17 protein-coding genes are annotated in these 14,900 nt (G+C 65.4%); 4 read left to right on the top strand and 13 right to left on the bottom strand.

Annotation, left to right across the window (positions count from 1 at the left end; all coding sequences use genetic code 11):
- Positions 1-8: 8 nt before the first annotated feature.
- The 7 genes from TBIF_RS09475 to TBIF_RS09505 all read right to left on the bottom strand — a co-directional run bounded on the left by TBIF_RS09475 (position 9) and on the right by TBIF_RS09505 (position 6,393).
- A complete protein-coding gene (locus TBIF_RS09475; RefSeq protein ID WP_024794578.1) occupies positions 9-614 on the bottom strand; it encodes a SipW-dependent-type signal peptide-containing protein in 606 nt (201 codons plus the stop codon).
- On the bottom strand, positions 607-1,320 hold the full coding sequence (locus TBIF_RS23325) for a signal peptidase I (RefSeq protein ID WP_024794579.1): 714 nt from the start codon (positions 1,318-1,320) through the stop codon (positions 607-609). The genes TBIF_RS09475 and TBIF_RS23325 overlap by 8 nt, the downstream gene beginning before the upstream one ends.
- Positions 1,317-1,862 (bottom strand): hypothetical protein, encoded by a 546-nt coding sequence (locus TBIF_RS09485; protein WP_024794580.1) that lies wholly within the window; start codon positions 1,860-1,862, stop codon positions 1,317-1,319. The genes TBIF_RS23325 and TBIF_RS09485 overlap by 4 nt, the downstream gene beginning before the upstream one ends.
- A gap of 46 nt (positions 1,863-1,908) precedes the next feature.
- Positions 1,909-2,424 (bottom strand): alternate-type signal peptide domain-containing protein, encoded by a 516-nt coding sequence (locus TBIF_RS09490; RefSeq protein ID WP_024794581.1) that lies wholly within the window; start codon positions 2,422-2,424, stop codon positions 1,909-1,911.
- 195 nt (positions 2,425-2,619) lie between these two features.
- Complete coding sequence (locus tag TBIF_RS09495; protein ID WP_235174616.1) at positions 2,620-3,462, bottom strand: Ig-like domain-containing protein; 843 nt, start codon at positions 3,460-3,462, stop codon at positions 2,620-2,622.
- A gap of 475 nt (positions 3,463-3,937) precedes the next feature.
- Positions 3,938-4,816 carry a bile acid:sodium symporter family protein gene (locus tag TBIF_RS09500; RefSeq protein WP_024794583.1) on the bottom strand — a complete coding sequence of 293 codons (879 nt, stop codon included), beginning with the start codon at positions 4,814-4,816 and terminating at the stop codon, positions 3,938-3,940.
- Positions 4,817-5,751: 935 nt separating this feature from the next.
- Positions 5,752-6,393 (bottom strand): FMN-dependent NADH-azoreductase, encoded by a 642-nt coding sequence (locus TBIF_RS09505; RefSeq protein ID WP_024794584.1) that lies wholly within the window; start codon positions 6,391-6,393, stop codon positions 5,752-5,754.
- A gap of 117 nt (positions 6,394-6,510) precedes the next feature.
- Between TBIF_RS09505 and TBIF_RS25920 the strand changes: the two genes are divergently transcribed.
- Together TBIF_RS25920 and TBIF_RS09515 are read left to right on the top strand one after the other, a co-directional pair.
- Complete coding sequence (locus tag TBIF_RS25920) at positions 6,511-6,675, top strand: hypothetical protein (protein WP_024794585.1); 165 nt, start codon at positions 6,511-6,513, stop codon at positions 6,673-6,675.
- Positions 6,676-6,833: 158 nt separating this feature from the next.
- Positions 6,834-7,799 carry an aldo/keto reductase gene (locus TBIF_RS09515; RefSeq protein ID WP_024794586.1) on the top strand — a complete coding sequence of 322 codons (966 nt, stop codon included), beginning with the start codon at positions 6,834-6,836 and terminating at the stop codon, positions 7,797-7,799.
- Positions 7,800-7,890: 91 nt separating this feature from the next.
- On the opposite strand, the gene TBIF_RS26215 is transcribed toward TBIF_RS09515, so the two are convergent.
- Positions 7,891-8,037 (bottom strand): excalibur calcium-binding domain-containing protein, encoded by a 147-nt coding sequence (locus TBIF_RS26215; protein ID WP_084611641.1) that lies wholly within the window; start codon positions 8,035-8,037, stop codon positions 7,891-7,893.
- On the opposite strand from TBIF_RS26215, the gene TBIF_RS26610 reads away from it, so the two are divergent.
- Both TBIF_RS26610 and TBIF_RS24445 read left to right on the top strand, forming a co-directional pair.
- A complete protein-coding gene (locus TBIF_RS26610) occupies positions 8,018-8,281 on the top strand; it encodes a hypothetical protein (protein WP_369385343.1) in 264 nt (87 codons plus the stop codon). The genes TBIF_RS26215 and TBIF_RS26610 overlap by 20 nt on opposite strands.
- A complete protein-coding gene (locus tag TBIF_RS24445) occupies positions 8,191-8,610 on the top strand; it encodes an NAD(P)/FAD-dependent oxidoreductase (protein ID WP_051461449.1) in 420 nt (139 codons plus the stop codon). Before TBIF_RS26610 ends, TBIF_RS24445 begins: the two co-directional genes overlap by 91 nt.
- Here TBIF_RS24445 and TBIF_RS26615 read toward each other — a convergent pair.
- The 5 genes from TBIF_RS26615 to TBIF_RS09555 all read right to left on the bottom strand — a co-directional run bounded on the left by TBIF_RS26615 (position 8,603) and on the right by TBIF_RS09555 (position 14,690).
- Positions 8,603-9,475, bottom strand: a complete 873-nt coding sequence (locus TBIF_RS26615; protein ID WP_038170534.1) for a nuclear transport factor 2 family protein — start codon at positions 9,473-9,475, stop codon at positions 8,603-8,605. The two genes, TBIF_RS24445 and TBIF_RS26615, sit on opposite strands and share 8 nt — an antisense overlap.
- A gap of 146 nt (positions 9,476-9,621) precedes the next feature.
- Positions 9,622-9,861, bottom strand: coding sequence for a hypothetical protein (locus TBIF_RS09540; protein WP_235174621.1), 240 nt, complete (start codon positions 9,859-9,861; stop codon positions 9,622-9,624).
- Positions 9,862-9,999: 138 nt separating this feature from the next.
- Entirely contained in the window at positions 10,000-10,200 is a 201-nt protein-coding gene (locus TBIF_RS09545) for a CsbD family protein (RefSeq protein WP_024794589.1), read from the bottom strand.
- 735 nt (positions 10,201-10,935) lie between these two features.
- Positions 10,936-12,432, bottom strand: coding sequence for a glutamate-cysteine ligase family protein (locus TBIF_RS09550; RefSeq protein ID WP_024794590.1), 1,497 nt, complete (start codon positions 12,430-12,432; stop codon positions 10,936-10,938).
- 200 nt (positions 12,433-12,632) lie between these two features.
- The gene (locus TBIF_RS09555) at positions 12,633-14,690 is read right to left on the bottom strand and encodes a CocE/NonD family hydrolase (RefSeq protein ID WP_038170540.1); all 2,058 of its coding nucleotides are present in this window, start codon (positions 14,688-14,690) and stop codon (positions 12,633-12,635) included.
- Positions 14,691-14,900 lie beyond the last annotated feature (210 nt).

Below are 14,900 nucleotides of genomic sequence, written 5' to 3' on the forward strand. Positions count from 1 at the left end.
CGCGCTGGTCACTGCCCTTCGGCGGTGAAGTCGAAGCCGAGGTCGGCGATCTTGAACTGCTCGGCTTGGCCAGCGCCCGGCGCGACGGCAACCTGAATGCAGACGGTGTCCGTGGCACCGGAAACCAGCGTCCGTTCCGAGACGAGCGTCGGGTTGCTACCGACAATCCCCTCGTCACCGATGCGGTCACCCGAGCACTCGCTGCCATTTTTGACGCCCGCCTCATGCACGCTCACAGTGAGCTTGCCGAGCAGCTCCGACGAGCCCGAACCCGATGCGGACACGGCCCACTTGTAGTCAATAGTTCCGGTGTTCTCGACCGTGATCTCGCCAGCCGTGCTCTGACCAGGCTGCATGCTCGTCTGGTTGAGATTCGTGAAGGTGGCAGTGGGCCGCTGGCCATCGACCTTCATCTGGATCGACGCGGTGCTGAACATGCCGGTGGTCGCGGTGGCGGTGTCGGACCAGGCCGCCATCGTGCCAACAGCGCCCAAGCCCAGGACCATGCCGAGCGAGAGGACGGCTCGGGTGCGGGTCCAGCCGGTTTCCCCCAGGCGTCCGCGCATCCCCGCACCGACACGCGCGTCGGCGCGCGATTGCTGATTGTTAGACATTCTGCTGTCCCATTTTCGTTTCAGTGGTTGATGCCGGCGTGGAACCAGCATGCGAATCGTCTGAGTCGGTTTCACGCCGCTTGTCCCGGAGCCCGCTGATCACCATCCACACCGCGTATCCGCCCAGGCCCGCCGCAGCGACCGTGATGAGGATCGAACGCGATTGGCCGTTGATCACCGTGTTCACCCGGCCGAGGTACGGCACTGAGTAGATGACGCGGCCGTGGATCTGCTCGGGCACCAGCGACCAGGAGTCAGAGATGGGGTTGTTATCGCCCTTGGTGTGGATCCGCCGCTCACCTTCGCCGGTGTAGTAGATGCCGTCGATGCGGTGGGTGACCACCGCGGGATCGCCGGACACCGGCTGGAACGTGATGACGTCCCCCGTCGACAGTTCGTCGTTGGGGATCGGCTTGACCACGATGAGCGTGCCCGGCGGCATCGTCGGTTCCATCGAGCCGGTGAGCACCGTGTACGCCGTCGACCCAGTGAGCCGTGGAATAACGACCATCACCGCGAGAAAGCCGACCATCAACAGCAATGCCACCCAGGAGACGACGGTACGAACCCACCACCAGATGGTGGTCTGCTCGTCCGCGTCCTTTTCGGGCTGGGGCTGCTGATCCGATGCTTCTGCGTGGGCTGAGTGCCGAGGAATGTACTCGACAGTGTCGCCCTCACCGTGGCTGCTCGCGGTGATCGTCATGACTGGCTAACCGAGCTGGCGTCGAAGGTGAACGTGGCGTTGGTTCCCGTGCTGGCACCCGCAGAATTGCCCAGCGTGGCCCGCAGGCACAAGATCTGCATCTGCCCCGCCGGCACGAGCTGCTCAGAGAACCCCGCGCCGTCCATGGGCCCGTCGTAAATCTCCGTGCCCACGTCGCCCGTCTCCGTGCAGGCGGCCTCGTTCGCGACCGTCGCCACCCGCAAGCTCAACGGCGGCGGAGTGGCGCTGTTGAGGATGACATCCGACAACAGATAGCTCATCTGCACGTTGCCGGAGTTGATCACCGGAAGCGGCATCTGGACACTATCGCCCGGGCCCTTGTTCTCCAGGCTGAAGCCGTCGAGGTTGAACTGCTTGACCCCGTCGGTGCCAGCGGAGATATCGAGCAGGCCGGCGGTGATGGTGCCGCCGCCGGACGCTTCTACTGAATCGCGCCACAGCGCGCCGGTCTGCTGCACCGAGACGAACCCGATGAGCAGAGCCGACGACGCTGCGATCGCCCATTTGTACTGGGACTTCACGTGACCTTCTGACTACTAGTTGATGACCTACTAGTTGTGGAGCTGACTACGGGGTGAGTACCTGCTCGAGCAGGACCGTTCCGGCACCGATGGTGGCCGTCTCGTTGAAGCCATCCTGACCCGTGGTGTCCGACTTGAACTCCACCTCGGTGGTGAACGAGACGGGACCGGACGCGATGATCGGCGAGGCGTTGGTGTCCGACGAGCTCACAGTGAGCCGATCGTTGGTCTTCAGGTCGCCAGTCAGGTTGCCGAGCGAGGGAATGAGCTCAGCCTTCAGGTTGGTGCCGCTCAGGGTCACGTTGTACGTGGAGGTGTACTTGACCTTGTCTCCCGGCACGAGCTTGTCGTTGACCTGGTCGAACGCCGTGTTGACCTTGCTGCCGCTGGCCCACGTCCAAACACCGGCCGAGGTCTCGGCAACCGCCATCGAGCCAGCTGTGACCGTGCCAGCACCCGTGGTGTTGCCGGATGCGTTCCATGCGGCGAACGAGCCGGCACCGCCAGCGAGGAGCAGTGCGGCTGCACCGGCGGCGACGGCGCCCTTGGTGGTCTTCTTCATCTGATTTGTCCTTTGCTTCACAACCGACGCCGGTGCGGGACTGCACAGGCGATAGATCGAGAGTTCGGCCTGCTATGCGGCCATCCCCCTGGTCCAACCCGATTTCCCGGGCCGGGTCAGCTGCACAACGCGCCGGAGCGCATCAGCTGAAGTTCTTGTGTGCCGCGGGGCTCGGCCCCGTCGGGTGGATCCTGGTTAGCTGCCGAGGCTGCCGAGGCTGCCGAGCGAGCCGGAACTGCTCCCGGCACTGCCACTACCGCCCACCGGCGTCACCTTCACGGTTCCGGCGTTGGCGGATGGGCCAGTCCCGCCATCGTTCTTCGCAGTGACGCTGACCTGGTGGTCACCCGGCGAGGTGATCGTGAGGTCGCAGCTGAAGGCACCCGTCGTCGCGTCGGCCTCAGTGGTGCATGTCGCTCCCCCGCCGCTCACCGTGACGGTGCTGCCGGGCTCGGCCTTGCCGGAGACCGTGACAGGAGTGCCCGCCTCGACCTGGGAGCCACTGAGCGTCAGATCCGTCGGGGCACCCGGTGCGACGGCAGCGGGCGCGTCCTCGGTCAGCTGGAAGCCCCAACCTGGGGTGATCCCGAAGCCCTGCTTCGTTTCGCTCCCCGGCAGACCGAGGAGGTACTCGACCGGGGTGCCGACATTCTTCGGGAGCGCCTTCTGCTGCAGAACGATCCGAGTCGTCGCTTCCGCACCCGGCCCGATGACGACCTGCTGGCCCTTCTGGCCGTCGATCGCTCCTCGCACAGTCGCGGTGCCGTCATCGGTCACAGACCAATTCTGGCTGTAGATGGTGAGCGTGGCCGGGACGTCGCAGATGTTGCGGACGTCGAACGCCAGGTGTGTGGCCTCATAGCCTGGGATCGGGTTGATGGTGTTCCAAGTTGGGTCGAACTCGTCCAGCCCCACCCACGGGCTTCCGCCCTGAGACGTCTCGAGGCAATCTGCGGTGATGTCATCGCCCGGCGCGGCCGAGGCGACGCCAGACGCGAGGCCCGCGACGAGCAGCGCCGCCGGCAGTGTGGCGAACATCGCAGCGATGCGCCGCGGGAGATGAAAAACACGATCGTTCAGATGCATGCCGATGATCATGCGTCTAGGACTACCGTCTTGTCCAGCTTTTGCTGAACTCAGGACCAAAATTAGACCGTTTGGATGACAAACCCGGGTCGATTCAGCATTTTACGACATGCATCCAATAATTTTGCGCGTGAGAAAGTTTCCACGATCCGCGAGGGATTAACCTCTCGCGACCAATCGCGCGCTCACCTGCGCCGTTTGTAGCTGCCTTCAGGCTCGCACGCCACCGAGATGATTCCTGATTGAACTTCCTCCGCTATCGAAAACGGATTAGACGTACCAATTTCTAAGCTAGGCGAACTACCGGTCGACGGTACGGCCCGACCATTAATTGAAATGCGCGCACATAAACGTACTCTCGCGCCATGAAAGAAGACAGCGCGGGCAACGGAGGAGGGGCGGGCCGCCGCACCCGAGCGCGCGTGGGTCAGGCTGAGACCCTCTCGCCCAGCTTGTCGCCGCGGGTGATCAGGAACCCGAACGCCGCCGCGAAGATATACATCACCACGCTATAAACCGCCGCCGGCACCGCCAACTCCACACTGTCCATAACGGCGATCGCGATCGTCATCGCCACCGTCGTGTTGTGAATGCCGATCTCCATCGCGGACGCAATCGCCAGGCCCTCCCGGATCCCGAACGCCCGCGGCACGAAGTAGCCGATCGACAGGCTGATCACACAGAACAAGATCGCGACCGCCCCGATGGACGCAAAGTAGTCCATCACGTTCTCGCGCTCGCCGATGATCGCGCCGAACACCAGCGCCACCAGCATCACCACCGACGCGATCCGCACCGGCTTGTCCATGCGATCCGCAAAGCCCGGGGCCTTCGCACGGGTGAGCATGCCCAGGACCACCGGGATCAGCACCACGGCGAACACCTGGACCACCTTGTCGAACTGCAGAGTCAGCTCGTTGGCGTTTGCAGAGTCGAAGTAGGCGATCGCCATGTTCGTGATCACCGGCAGCGTCACCACCGCCAGCACCGAGTTGATCGCCGTCAACGAGACGTTCAGCGCCACATCCCCCCGAAAAAGATGGCTGTAGAGGTTCGCAGTGGTCCCGCCCGGCGAGGCGGCCAGCAGCATGAAGCCAATAGCCAGGATCGGGTCGAGCTTGAACGCCCACGCCAGACCGAACGCAACGGCCGGCAACACCAGCACCTGGCAGATCAGCGCGATGAGCACCGCCTTGGGCTGAGTGGCCACTCGCCGGAAATCCGCGGTGGTCAAGGACAGGCCCAGCCCGTACATGACGACCGCGAGCATGAGGGGCAGGCCAACGCTGAGAATCGGTGAGTCCATGACGGTGATCTAAGCCGAGATGACGCGCGGGCGGTGGCATTACGGCCGTCGTCGCCGATTCCGCGCCTGCCGTCGACACCAGCAGGAAGCTCGAGCCGAGGCCTGAGGGCAGGACAGCAACCGGCATACCGCCCCGGAAATGCGAAAACCCCGGCGGGGGGGTGCCGGGGTTCTCGCCTATCTGCACAGGGGGGCTGTGCGAACGCCACGTTACCTGACCTAGGTCCGCTGTCAATAGGCTTTGAGAGATCCACATGATTGCCAAACATAGAACGAGTGTGCGATGATTTCCTCGTCGGGAAGGGAAGCCCGGCAGTGGTATCGGCCCCGCCCCGCCAAGCCCCCCAGGATCAGCGAGGCGGGGTTGACCCGTCGCCAAAGTTCCTACGCAGAGCCGGATTGACCGGCATCATGCCACAACATTGCGCTTGCGCAAGCCTCCTGAGGCAATCTCATGTGAGGCTCCCCCGCGCCGAGACAGCCAGCCCGATCGCCGACACGCGCGGGCTGAACACCACGCACCACCCTGACCTGCAGATATACGTGAGCACCAGGACACAACTCGCTAATTTTTCAAACAGCCTCGCAATATCTCGCAGTCTGCTTTAGTATCGATTCTAGCCACGAGAAATCGCCTTCCCCCCAAGGCGACCGCGGTTACAGGGAAGCGGGGGCCCCTCCCCCCAGGTATAAAATCCTCCGCTTCCCTGGCTCCCATCTCCCCGCATTACGACGTGGGCGGGGGTTTGCGTAGAGCCGCAAGACGGCTCGACCTCAACCCCGGGCCGCGATCCTCCGCACGCGGATCATCTCCGCCGGCCAGCCCAGGAACATGATCAACAGGGCGTAGAAGTTGACCGCCCGGCACCAGCACTCCAGCCAGCAGAGCCGCGAAGAACAGCACCGTCGTCACGATGCTTCCGATATCCGCTGTGTCAGCCGAGAGCCCGCGCGAGATGCTGCACGGACTCCTCTGCGGCCGCCAGGCTCTCCGCGGCCTTCGCTGCGAGCGGAGCCATGGGCGCGATGCGCCCCGCCAGCGTCAACTCCGCGGTCACCACGGTGACGGCCATGCCCAGCGATGTGCCGAGTGTGAGTTCGACCGGCGGCACGGTGTGGTCCTGGCCGCCATTCGGGCCGTCGGCGGCGTAGGTGTTGCCGCGGCTCGACACCACCACGACGGGCGTGCCGGCCAGCGGCTGGTCGGCGGTGTCGAACGGCACCGTGGTGCCGAGGACATGGATGTAGTCCAGCCATGCTTTGAGGGTCGACGGCAGCGACCAGTTGTACATCGGCGCGCCAATTACGACGACGTCGGCGGCGATGACCTCCGCGATCAACTCCGCCTGCAATGCCTCGGCCGCCGCGTCGGGCATCTCCTGAGCGGTGCGCAGCCGGCGCGCGTAATGGAGCCCCGCATCTGGCAAGTGCGGCAACGGGTCTCGGTGCAGGTCCCGCTCGACCACCGAGTGGCCGGAGCCTTGGCCGCGCCAGGTGTCCGCGAACATCCGCGTCAATCTGCGCGAGACGGAGTTGTGGAGGTCCGCTGACGAATCGATGTGCAATAGCTGCGGCACGGCGAGGCCCTTCGATAGGAAAAAGGATGCTGGAGGCACCTTACCGACCTCGCAATCCGACACAGATCGGGCCGCGCCGGGCTACCGTTGGTCGACGGACTACTTATGGAGGTCACCATGCTCGGACTCATCGGCTTGCTCCTCGTCATCTGGATCGTGTGCATCATCATCGGTGCCGTCGTCAAGGGCCTATTCTGGCTCGTGGTCGTGGGGATCATCTTGTTCATCGCCACCGCGGCCTACGGGTGGGTCAAGCGTGAGGCGACCAGAGACCGCGGCTGAACATCTGCCGGCCGAGCTCACGCGGCAACTCCTCGGCGCATGGCTCCAACGGGTCGGTGCCCGCGCGTAGGGTCCTAGATATAACCGTCACCTTCCAAGGGGCGAGCAGATCGACCGTCTCTGGCCTTCTCCCCTCGCGACGAGCGGAGAACTGCATCATGGAGTACCGCAAACTAGGGCAGACCGGGGTCTTCGTCAGCCCCCTCTGCCTGGGCACGATGATGTTCGGCGCGTGGGGCAATGCCGACAAAGCCGACTCCATCCGCATCATCCACCGCGCCCTCGACGCTGGCATCAACTTCGTCGACACCGCCGACGTGTACTCCGCGGGCGAGTCCGAGCGCATCGTCGGCGAAGCGCTCAAGGGGTGCCGGGACGACGTCGTACTCGCCACCAAGTTCTTCATGCCAATGGGCGACGAGGTCAACCAGCACGGCGGCTCCCGCAGATGGATTGTGCGGGCGGTCGAGGACTCCCTGCGCCGCCTGCAGACCGACCACATCGACCTCTACCAGGTGCATCGCCCCAGCCCAGACACCGACATCGAGGAGACGCTCGGAGCCCTCAGCGACCTCGTGCACCAGGGCAAGGTCCGTTACCTCGGGTCATCGACCTTCCCGGCCAGCCACATCGTGGAGGCGCAATGGACCGCCCGCGATCGGCACCTGCAACCGTTCGCCACCGAGCAGCCGTCCTACTCGATCCTGGTACGCGGCATCGAGCAGGACGTGTTGCCCACGATCCAACGACACGGCATGGGCGCCGCTCCCATCTCCAGCGCCCGCAGCCGGCTGGCCATGGCCAGCCGCTACGACCTCGCGCTCAACGCAAACCAGCGCAAGCTCGACGTGGTCGAGGGCGTCATCGAGGTGGCCGACGACGCCGGGCTGACGCTCATCGAGCTCGCCCTCGCCTTCGCCCTCCGGCACCCCGCCGTGACGTCCGCGATCATCGGGCCGCGCACGATGGAGCAGCTCGAGTCGCAGCTGCCCGCCGCGGACGTCACCCTCGGCGACGACGTCCTCGACCGGACCGACGCGCTCGTCGCGCCCGGGACGGCCGTCAACCCCGCCGACAATGGTTACGGCGCTGCGGAATTGGCGGTGAGTGCGCGGCGGCGCTAACGCTCCAGCTTGAGCAAAGGGGCCGCCACAGTGCGGAGCCCGGACGCTGCCGCACTAGGCAGCAAGCGTCCGGGCTCCGACTTTCTGGCGACTACTCGCAGGCGACGCCGTCGCCGTCGCGGTCCAGCTTCGAGCTGTAGCCGGGCTCACCGCGGGTGGACCGCTCGGGCGCGATCTGCATCATCGGCGGCGGACCCGCAGGACTCAGCGCGGCGCGGATTTTCAAGGCCGCCGGCATCGACTACGACGAGTACGAGCGCCATAGCGACGTCGGCGGCATCTGGGACATCGACAACCCGGGCAGCCCGATGAACGAATCGGCGCACTTCATCTCCTCGCGCGCCGCTACCGGGGCGTCGTCTGCGCCACCGGCACCAACTGGCATCCGCGCATGCCACAGCACCCGGGCGAGTTCAACGGCGAGATCCGCCACACCGCGACCCACCGTAGCGCCCTGGCCTTCCGGGGCAAGAGGGTGCTGATCGTCGGGCTCGGCAACTCGGGCCCCGACATCGCTTGCGACGCAGCGCAAAACGCGGACGCGTCGTTCATCAGCGTCCGCCGCGGCCACCACTTCATCCCGCAGCACATCACGGGCATCCCGGCCGACCAGTTCGAGAAGAACGGCTCGTCGCTGCCGCGGTGGCTCGAGCGGCCCGTCATGACCGCGCTGCTGCGCCTCCGCGTGGGCGACGTCCGCCGGTGGGGCCTGTCCAAGCCGGACCACAAGCTCTTCCTACTCCCGGTTGAAGGGCCGAGACAGGCGCTGAGCGCGGGCATCCGCACGGGGCGCCGACGCCGCCCTATGTGACGACGGTGTGCAGGCGGCTCAGTCGCATCGCGGCGATCCGCCAGCCGTCGTCCTCGGCCCTGCGGTATTCCTCGTGGTAGTGGCCGTAGCCACGCAGGTGGCGGAGACCGCTGTCCTCCGGCCACCACAGGTTGTCCTCCATCGCCCACAGACCCGTTGCGGTGGTCGACGAGGTCAGGGCGATCTCTGGCGTGTGGCCGTGGTGGACCGTCGTGACCTGCTCGATATTGGCGCGCAGGAACGGCATGTACTCGTCCACCGAGCGAGTGATCGCGCCGCCCGTCTCGGTCATGTCGATGACGACGTCGGCCGTGAACACGGAGACGAGACCATCCCAGTCCTTGGTGTCCATCAGCCGGAAGTAGCGGGCCTTGAGCTGCATGATCGCCTCGATGTCAGCGGTCGGGACGACAGGGCTGCTGTCTGCAGGCGACGGCCCCCCGAATACCTCGATGGCACCCAACGAGCCGCCCATATTCTTGGCGCGGTGGCTCATCCGCCACACGCCGTCCACTCGGGCCCACTGATCGTGGTAGTCGCCGAGGGTGCAGAAGGACAGTCCCTCGCGCTTGCCCACGCCAAGGTGCATGTCGCTCACGTAGGTGCGGCTGACCGCCTTGTCTCCGTCGACCTCGATCAGCTGGTTGCCCAGCAGATGCTGCGTGGGCCCGCAGTTATCGAGGTAAGAGCGGATCAACGCCACCACCTCGGCGGGGCCGTGCAACGTTCCGGTGCCGAGCTCCGCGGTGGCGTCGGGCAGCAGAATCTCATGCAGCACAGCCCAATCGCGGTCATCCATCGCGCGCGCGAAACGGGTGACCGCGCGGGAGATCTCACGCTCAGCTAGCAGTGCGTCCAGGGTCATCGGTGTTCCTTCCTTCGCCGCGAGGGCGGCAGCCTCCGCCAGGTTAGTTACCTGCGACATGGTCACGTGACGTGGTTTCCACCCGCCGGAACTCTCGCGGGCGGAGCTGCGAGGGCCTCTGCTCAAGACATAGTTTCGGCTCACCCCTACGCGGCGAGAGATTCGCCCCGGTCCACCACGTTCTCGACGCAAACATCTACAGGACCCTGAACCAGGCGGCACACGGCGACGCGGACATCCTCGGCGACGTTGGACACCGCGCTGCCGTAGGCGACGACGATGTGCACCCCCACGCGCTCATACTCGTTGATGTGCACCCCGCGTATGCAGCGGCCGAGCAGATGGGTCTCGGCCTCACCGCGCGATCCGCCATCGAGTCCGATCACTCCGGGAACGGATAGGGCGGCCGCAACTATCTGATCGGCCAACCCTGCGGTGACAACTGTCATTGTGTACTCGCTTCCACCCGTATTGATAGAGCGCGGCCACTCCAGGCTGCCTGGAGTGGCCGCGCTCGAGATCGTCTACCTGTCGCCAGTGATCTTGGCGGCGATCTCGTTGGCCTTGTCCTTGACCGTCTCCGCGGCCTTCTTCACACCGGACGACGCCTGGTCCGCCTTGCCCTCATTCTCGAGGTCGTCGTCGCCTGTCTCCGCACCGGCATATTCCTTTGCGCGGCCCTTCAACTCTTCTGCCTTGTTTTCGAACTTATCCTGAATACCCATGTCAGGTCCTCCTTGATTGGGAATCTCACTTTCCCGCCTATGAACGGGGGATGGCAACTGTGCCGCACCGATCTCTTCCTCTTCGCTGACTACGGCAGCGGATTCGGCTTAACGTCGACGCGCCTACCGGCGAACAGGAGAACGTGCTTTCCTCACGTCGGTCTCACCAACAGGCCCACAGCGCTTCCGCCATCAGCCAACGCGCACGACCGGAAAAAATTGCCTATCCGGGATCAGAATGTGTGGAGCACTGGAACGACGCAGTCACAGCGGCCCAGCGATTGCGGCGCGTACTCCGAAGGATCAACTAGATCCAGGTGCGGCGGCCAGCACTCTTCACACGGGCGCTACCGCGCGGGGTTAATCAGTTGGCGATCAGAGCAGGCTGCCAAGCCCTGCGAGGAGACTAGCCAATGTGAGTGCAAGCGATCCGAGCACCATGATGACGTCCTTTCGATCGTTGAATGATGCACTCTCGACGTTAGGACATGAAGCCATGCGTTGCAACAACTTTCGGCTGTGGACACCAGGGAAACACGCGCTGCCCTGGTATGACACCAACAAAAAATTGCCGTCGATGATGGTGCCGGAAGGGCTGCTCTCCGCCGCGTCGCTCACGCGATGGGCGATGAGTGACCCCCGGCCCCGAGACTGCAGGTGCTCCCCAGCAAGGTCTGGGCTGGCGCCCAACGCCCCAGATAATTGGCTGAGCGTCCCGGATCTGCCGGCGGCGGCCTAAATTGGCCAGGTGTGCACGGGGTCCCCCTCTCCCATCAGGGTGAGGTAGTCGCGGAGCATCCCGGTCAGAGCCTCCGAGCGAGACGCTCCTGCGTCTTCTCTCGCCCGCACCGCATCCCGCTGCCACCGTGCCCCGTTCCGCTCGGCGGTGCACCGCTGTTCAATGATGCCGAGGTACCGCTCGCGGACCGCGCTGTCGATGCCATAGGAGGCGAGGCCTGCGTGCGCGATGGGAAGCAGCAGCCGCAGCACCAGATCCCGGGGCTCCACCGAGCCGACGGCCGGCCAATGCAGCCGGGCGTCGAATCCGCCGCGTGCGGCCGCGGCCAGGTTCTCACCCGCCATGCCGAAGGCCATCTGCGACCACAGCGGCCGATCCGCGTCGACTAGCCCACGCACCAGACCGTAGAAGAATGCCGCGTCAGCGAGGGTGTCGGCCACCGACGGACCGGCCGGCAGCACCCGGTTCTCCAGTCGCAGATGGTGTCCGCCATCGGTGATGTCGTAGACGGGCCGATTCCACCGGTAGATGGTGCCGTTGTGCATCTGGAGCTCGGACAGGAGGGGAGTGCCGCCAGCGGCGAGGACAGCTAGCGGATCCTCGTCGCTGCACACCGGCAGCAGTGCCGTGAAGTAGCGGGAGTTCTCCTCGAACAGGTCGAAGACCGACGTGATCCACCGCTCCCCGAACCACACCCGAGGCCGCACCCCCTGGTTGACGAGCTCGGGCGGGCGTATGTCGGTGGACTGCTCGAATAGGGGCAGACGCGTCTCGTGCCATAGTGCGCGGCCGAACAGAAACGGGGAGTTGGCGCCGACTGCAACCTGCACCGCGCTGATCGCCTGCGCGGCGTTCCAATGGGCGGCGAACTGATCGGGGGCCACTTGCAGGTGCAGCTGCAGCGACGTGCAGGCGGCCTCGGGCGCGATGGTCCCGAAGCTGGCGTCCAGCTGTTCGGGCGCGCCCCACCTCGATAGCGGGATGCCCGTGATGTGCAGTTCAATGTCCTCGCCGCGGGCTCTGAGCATTTGCTCGTTGAGCAGGCCGTAACGGGGGTCGTCGGAGATCGCCTTGCGCGTCAGGTGCTCCTCGCGCAGCGTCGGGAGGATTCCGATCATCGCCAGTTCGCGTCCAGAGCGCCGCGCATGCTCGTTCGCCGAATTCAACACGCCGCGCAGGCTCTCTTCGAACTCGAGCAGGTGCCTGCCGCGCAACGGATGCGGGGGCATGTTGATCTCGATATTAAACTGACCGAGCTCAGTCTGGAACGTGTCGTCGTTGACCGCGTCCAGCACCTGAGTGTTCGCCATCGCCGGCTCTGCCGCTGAGTCGACGAGATTCAACTCGACTTCGATGCCGATCCTGGGCTCGGCGACATCGAAGTCGTCCTGCGCCAGCATCTGGGCGAGCGCCTCGAGGCAACGATTGCCCCGCTCCCGAAAAAGGGATCGATCCTTCCGCGTGAACCTGCGGGGTGCGACGTCTTCACCCATTGCGGAGCCCCTCTCATCTAGCCAAGACCTAGACAACTGACGGTAGTGGCCCGATGCCGACATCGCGTCCCGAACAGTCCAGTTGCGACGTCAATGACTTCGGAGTGTCCGAGGATTCCCACACCCCCGGGCACGCGAGGAGAGGCCCGTATCGGCAGGCAAGCAATCGCGCGCAGCGCCGCATAGCCACCGCTATCGGACTACCCCACCCGCCGGCTCACCGGCACATTCACAAAGCTTGGCTGATTCGGATCCAGCACCAACCGCTGCGGCTTGAGCCCGCTCTCGTTGAGCATCGGCCCCAGCAGCATCCCCTTGGGCAGGTTCGCGGCAAACACGTCGACCCGCAGGCGGTGGCCGGGCTGCAGAATGGCCTCGATCGGCGCCATGCCCACGTCCAGGGTCACCGGCTGGCCGGGCACCACGGGCTGGCGCGAGGCCAGGGTGAGCTTGTAGAACGGGTCGGTCACGTCGCCGTTCGCGGAGAAGCCGGACTGGGCGGGATCGATCGCCCGCAGCGACGAGGTGAGCTGCCCGCTGGTCAGGACCACCGAGGTGCCGTCGGGCGCAACATCATTGAGCGTCGCGGTCCAGTACCCGTCGGTGGCATCGTGCTCGGCGTTCAGGCGCAGGTTGATCGCGCCGGAGATCTCGGTCGCCTCGGCGACGGGGGCACTGGTGAAGGTCAGCGCGCCGGTCTCGGCCAGCCGGGAGTCGTTGCCGCAGGCGTCGAAGGCTGCGGCGACGCCGATGGTCTCCTGCGCAGAGTCCCGGGAGCACAGGGTGGTCAGGCCGGGCGCGATGGTCAGCGAGGTCGGCGCGCCCATGCCGTCAGCGTTGAGGCTGCCGTCGTGCACGGTCCCCGGCGCGGTGCCCGAGGATGCGACGTCGAGATAGAGCCGCTGGTGCGTCATACCCGCCCGCGGGAAGGAGTCCGCGGTGATCCAGCCGCCGCCCATCTGGTCCATCGTGACCGGGCCCCAGTTCTGGATGCCGTTGTCGATGCCCTTGAGCCAGTGGTCGAACCACGCGCGCTGCAGCACGTCCAGGCGCGGCGGGTGGTTGGCCTCGCCGAACGCGGAGCCGGGGTTGAGGTGGTAGGTGTCGCCCATGATCAGCTGCTTCTCGCCGGGCGGCAGCGGGATCTGGTTGTACATCCGCGGCTCGCTGTTGACGAACAGATCGTGCCAGCCGCCGTAGAGCATGGTGGGGGTCTGAATGTTCTCCGCGTGGACGATCAAGCCCTTGCGCATCTCGGACTGGTCGTCGAGCAGCTCGGCCATGTTCGAAGGGATGGACTCCACGGTCGGGGTGGTGGCGCCGGCCCACAGCAGGTCCATAAACGTCAACGGCGACTCCAGCCGGTCGTTCCACCAGGTCGTGTCGAACTCACCCTTGAGCATGGCCTGCACGTCCGGGATGAACTTGGTGGCGTTGATCGCGCCCAGCCACAGCGGCATGAAGCCGATGCCGAGGCCGCCGCCGGGGGCGACGACGTCGCGCAGCAAGTCGCCGCCAGGCTCCACGGGGAAAATCGCCTGCAGCGCCGCGGGGTTCTTCGAGGCCGCCTGCATCTGGTTGATAGCCGAGTAAGAGACCCCGCTCATGCCGACCTTGCCATTGGAGAAGCCCTGGGCCGCAGCCCAACTGATGACCTCCACGGTGTCCTGCTGTTCGCGCTCCTGCAGCACCTGCCAGACGCCCTGCGAGAAGCCGGTGCCGCGGACGTCCACGACCACCTGCGCGTAGCCGCTCTTGACCAACTCCTGATCGATGGTGAACGTGCGCAGCCCGCCGCCGTTGACGGCCTTGACCAGCTCGGTGATCCCGGTGAACGGCTTCGCGTCCGGGTTGAGGCTGCGCGTGAACTCCATGACGGGGTCTATGAGCTCGGGCATTGAGACCGCCGCGTTGGCGACAGCCGAGACGAGCTTGGTGTACGGGGTCATGTTGACGATGACGGGCGTCTGGACGTCGACGGGATTACCCGATGCGTCCGCGGGGCGATAGACGTTCGACTTGAGGACGGTGCCATCGCTCATCGTGATCGGCACGTCCCACTCGACGTGCACGCCCGGGTACTGCTGCGGGCCGTCGTGCGTGGCAGTCCACGCGGCGCCGGCCGCCCCGCCTTCGGGCTGGGCGGTGTCTGTCGCGGTAATTGACGGGGCCGCGCCGGCGGGGGTCAACAGCCCCACGCCCAGTGCGATCACCGCCGCAGGCGCGGCAAGAACGGTCCTGAACTTGCGACGACGCATCGTCTGCTCCCTCTGCTCACATTGCTCGCGTCCCCCGCTTGTGACTTTGCTCGCCCAGCAGAGGTTCCGTGAGCAAGTTAACTCATGAGTAACAAGTTTGCATAACCACACGATGTGTACAGAGATTCCGGTAATTGAGGATTGCACTAGACGTCCAACTACAACTTGCACGTCCAGTCCAATCCTCGGGTTCAGCTCCGGCGCTGGCAG

The organism is Tomitella biformata AHU 1821, from assembly GCF_000524475.1.
Taxonomy (GTDB): Bacteria; Actinomycetota; Actinomycetes; order Mycobacteriales; family Mycobacteriaceae; genus Tomitella; species Tomitella biformata.

Coding starts and splice junctions, on each gene's coding strand:
- TBIF_RS09555 (WP_038170540.1), bottom strand. CDS start 14,690: ATGCGTCGTCGCAAGTTCAGGACCGTTCTTGCCGCGCCTGCGGCGGTG.
- TBIF_RS09475 (WP_024794578.1), bottom strand. CDS start 614: ATGTCTAACAATCAGCAATCGCGCGCCGACGCGCGTGTCGGTGCGGGG.
- TBIF_RS09550 (WP_024794590.1), bottom strand. CDS start 12,432: ATGGGTGAAGACGTCGCACCCCGCAGGTTCACGCGGAAGGATCGATCC.
- TBIF_RS09545 (WP_024794589.1), bottom strand. CDS start 10,200: ATGGGTATTCAGGATAAGTTCGAAAACAAGGCAGAAGAGTTGAAGGGC.
- TBIF_RS25920 (WP_024794585.1), top strand. CDS start 6,511: ATGCTCGGACTCATCGGCTTGCTCCTCGTCATCTGGATCGTGTGCATC.
- TBIF_RS26215 (WP_084611641.1), bottom strand. CDS start 8,037: ATGCCGGCGGCCTTGAAAATCCGCGCCGCGCTGAGTCCTGCGGGTCCG.
- TBIF_RS09495 (WP_235174616.1), bottom strand. CDS start 3,462: ATGTTCGCCACACTGCCGGCGGCGCTGCTCGTCGCGGGCCTCGCGTCT.
- TBIF_RS26615 (WP_038170534.1), bottom strand. CDS start 9,475: ATGACCCTGGACGCACTGCTAGCTGAGCGTGAGATCTCCCGCGCGGTC.
- TBIF_RS23325 (WP_024794579.1), bottom strand. CDS start 1,320: ATGACGATCACCGCGAGCAGCCACGGTGAGGGCGACACTGTCGAGTAC.
- TBIF_RS09500 (WP_024794583.1), bottom strand. CDS start 4,816: ATGGACTCACCGATTCTCAGCGTTGGCCTGCCCCTCATGCTCGCGGTC.
- TBIF_RS24445 (WP_051461449.1), top strand. CDS start 8,191: ATGCCACAGCACCCGGGCGAGTTCAACGGCGAGATCCGCCACACCGCG.
- TBIF_RS09490 (WP_024794581.1), bottom strand. CDS start 2,424: ATGAAGAAGACCACCAAGGGCGCCGTCGCCGCCGGTGCAGCCGCACTG.
- TBIF_RS09515 (WP_024794586.1), top strand. CDS start 6,834: ATGGAGTACCGCAAACTAGGGCAGACCGGGGTCTTCGTCAGCCCCCTC.